Annotated in this window: 6 protein-coding genes; all 6 read right to left on the bottom strand. The window is 27.5% G+C overall.

Features of this window, described 5'->3' with window-relative positions:
- On the bottom strand, window positions 1-332 hold a 332-nt coding region (locus AB1Z17_RS01515), incomplete at its 3' end, for a hypothetical protein (protein WP_368050024.1).
- Window positions 333-337: 5 nt separating this feature from the next.
- Window positions 338-892 (bottom strand): RNA polymerase sigma factor, encoded by a 555-nt coding sequence (locus tag AB1Z17_RS01520; protein ID WP_368050025.1) that lies wholly within the window; start codon window positions 890-892, stop codon window positions 338-340.
- A 47-nt stretch (window positions 893-939) separates the two neighbouring features.
- Window positions 940-1,467 carry a hypothetical protein gene (locus tag AB1Z17_RS01525; RefSeq protein ID WP_368050026.1) on the bottom strand — a complete coding sequence of 176 codons (528 nt, stop codon included), beginning with the start codon at window positions 1,465-1,467 and terminating at the stop codon, window positions 940-942.
- A gap of 1 nt (window position 1,468) precedes the next feature.
- On the bottom strand, window positions 1,469-1,918 hold the full coding sequence (locus tag AB1Z17_RS01530; protein ID WP_368050027.1) for a hypothetical protein: 450 nt from the start codon (window positions 1,916-1,918) through the stop codon (window positions 1,469-1,471).
- A 101-nt stretch (window positions 1,919-2,019) separates the two neighbouring features.
- Window positions 2,020-2,574, bottom strand: a complete 555-nt coding sequence (locus AB1Z17_RS01535) for a TlpA family protein disulfide reductase (RefSeq protein WP_368050028.1) — start codon at window positions 2,572-2,574, stop codon at window positions 2,020-2,022.
- Between the two features lie 181 nt (window positions 2,575-2,755).
- Window positions 2,756-3,087, bottom strand: a 332-nt coding sequence (locus tag AB1Z17_RS01540; RefSeq protein WP_368050029.1) for an SPFH domain-containing protein, incomplete at its 5' end; no start/stop codon positions are given.

Consider the following 3,087-nt stretch of genomic DNA (forward strand, 5'->3'; position numbering starts at 1 on the left):
AAACTATCAATATCGCTAGAAGTAATAAAGACATCTTTATTTGTTTTTAAAGAATCAACTCTTAAAGAATCGTTCTTAGTATCTAAAATAATTTGAGGATTTTCATAAGTATTTTCACTATCATTCTCATAAAAGAAATACTTAAAAATACCACCAGCTAACATAGAAATTAAAAGAAAAGCTGCAATTTGCCAATAAAAAAACGCACGTTTTTTCTCTTTTTTCATTTTAGACTGCAACAAATTCCAATGTGCAGGATTGTAAGGTATTTCATTGTTATTTGAAACCTCTTTAATTCTATCGCTTAATTTTTTATCAAAATTATCTTTCATAAATTTTAAAAGTTTTTATCAATTAAAATTCTTAATTTCTTTTTTGCTCTAGTTAAAAAAACTCTAGATGTACTTTCACCAATTGTTAATTTTTTTGAAATTTCTTTATGGTTAAATCCTTGAATTTCATATAAATTAAAAACAATTCTATGCATTTCTGGTAATTGATCTAACAGTTTTAAAATGTCTTTTATTGTTAAATCATTTATTACGTTACTATCTGTATAAATAACCTCTTCGTTTTCAATTTCTAAGTGATAATAATGCTTAACATTTTTACGATAGTTATCTATTGCCGTATTTATTAAAATTCTTCTTAGCCAATTTTTAAATGGTATAGTATTATTGTATTCTTTTTTTTTAATGGAAGAAAAAACTTTTAAAAAACTATCATTTAAAATACTCACTGCATCATCATTAGAATAGGTGTACAACCTGCAAATACTTAGCGCATAGCCATAAAAATGTTTGTATAGCAATTCTTGATGTAATACATTGCCATTTTTACATTCGGCTATAATATTTTCCAGATATGTTTTTGTATCTATTCCTTTTTTCAAATTGAGCCAACTTAACTAACTATTTATATTAAATTTTAGCCATCCTATTAGTTACTACTTTTAACAGTTACATCCGCTGTTTTGGTTGAATTATAGCTGGTGAAAATATTATATGCACAGCTATCTTTATAAGTGTTATCTCCTATTAATTCTTTTAAATTAATTGAAAGTGTTTCTGTCATTAATGCCTCGCACGTATCACTTTTGGCATCGTGTATGATTAATAAATTCATAAAGCACGGAGGATCTGTATAAACTATTCCATCCCAAATAATTTCAAAGGAATGCTGCTTGCATCCACCTCCATAAGAAATATTAACTTCTAAAATATCATTTATTCTATTTGCACTATTAATTTTAAACGAGTCTCCTGTATTTATACTATTTAAACGATTGGTATTAATGTTTTCGAAAACTTCAGAATTTATTCGAAGTAGTACCTCTGAACCATAAGATGATGCCGTATAACTATCACTAAACAAAGGGCTTGCGTTATCATCGGATGTTGCACTACAAGCATTTAAAGTTAAAAAAATAATTACCAGATATAAATAGAATTGAATATTTTGTTTCATATTAATTTAAATCAATTTTTATTTGAATGATTCCTGTTGGGAGTAATTCTTCATATTCATAATCTATAACATTAAACTCTTTTACTTCAAAATAAGTACAACAGTCGGATGTTACCTGATCCATGTCTAACTCAAAAATGACCGAAATTTCTGGACTTAATTCTATAGTATATGTTTTTGGTTCTAGCTCCCATCCTATTTTGCTTAAAGATAAAATATAGCGTTCTCTATGAAAAACCAATTTAAATTCAACTTCTCCGCCTGTTTCGTCATACACGTTTAATTCTTCTTCTGAAAATGTTTCATTTAAAAACAAATTCTCTAAAGTTATTGCATCTACCAAATCAAAGTTAAACTGGCGCGGCGGCGTAAAACATTCTCCGCAATCATCTTTTAGATCGCATGAAATAGCTAAAAATAAAACTAAAATTAGCTGTAAAACTCTTTTCATTTTTTTTGTCTTTTAATGTTTATAAATATTCAACAAGAAATAATCCTCTTGTTACAATTTCAATACGAACTTCAAAAGCAAAACGCTACATAAAAATCTATTTATTTTATAATTAACTCATCCAATAATTTTCTAACCTTTGAACTATTCCAATTGGCGGATCCAGTTTTAGATATTAAAATATTCCCATTTTTATCTAATAAATAAGTTGCTGGAATACTATTGGTTTCGGTAAATTTTGAAGGAGGAGCACTTACAGCATTATAAGTTGGTAGGTTGTACTCGTTTTTTAAGTAAAATTTTTCTACAGTTTCCCAATTTTCATTAGTTACAAATACAAAAGCAATTTTATCTTTATAATCATTATACAAATCTTGGATCATAGGCATTTCTGCCCTACAAGGTGGACACCAAGTTGCCCAAAAGTTTACAAAAACAACTTTATCTTCTAGTTTATTGAAGTTTATACTTTCTGTATTTAAACCATTTAATTGCCAATTATAAGTATCTACTTTTTCAGTACTTTCTTTTTTAATTGAAGGTGAAAACGCTATTTGACGCATAAACCATTCACGAGAAGGAGGATATAATAGTAAAGCAACTGCCAACACAAATATTATGTTTGAAATAGACTTTTTGTTTAGTTTAAATTTCATGTATAATGTTATATTTTTATTTAATACCTTATATTATAAAATAAAAAAAATTGCTTCACCGTCATTGTAAAGAAAGTGAAGCAATCTACTTATTATTAACAGATTACTTCGTCGTAAACTCCTTGTAATGACATTTCATAACTGAGAATAAAATGAAGTAACCAGTTTAATTATTTCTTATTTATTGATTTCCTAAAATAATAGGCATTCCGTCTTTTCCACTTCCAATAATAACAACTTTACTATTTGGAGAACTTGACAACTGTAAAGTTGCTTCAATTCCTTTATCGCGCAAAATTTGATCGTTTAATGACGCACTTAAAATACGGTTTGCATCTGCTTTACCTTGTGCTTCAATACGTACTTTTTCTGCTTCTTTAGATGCAGTTACGAGTCTAAATTCATATTCTAAAGATTCTTGTTCTTGTTTTAATTTACGTTCAATCGCGTCTTTAATTGTTGGAGGTAGCGTTACATCACGCACTAAAACTTCATTTAATTGAATAAATTGAT

This window comes from Lutibacter sp. (assembly GCF_040883305.1).
Lineage (GTDB): Bacteria > Bacteroidota > Bacteroidia > Flavobacteriales > Flavobacteriaceae > Lutibacter.

What these genes read in the sequence shown, in the direction of transcription:
- AB1Z17_RS01530 (WP_368050027.1), bottom strand. Translation starts at nt 1,918, where the DNA reads ATGAAAAGAGTTTTACAGCTAATTTTAGTTTTATTTTTAGCTATTTCA.
- AB1Z17_RS01525 (WP_368050026.1), bottom strand. Translation starts at nt 1,467, where the DNA reads ATGAAACAAAATATTCAATTCTATTTATATCTGGTAATTATTTTTTTA.
- AB1Z17_RS01535 (WP_368050028.1), bottom strand. Translation starts at nt 2,574, where the DNA reads ATGAAATTTAAACTAAACAAAAAGTCTATTTCAAACATAATATTTGTG.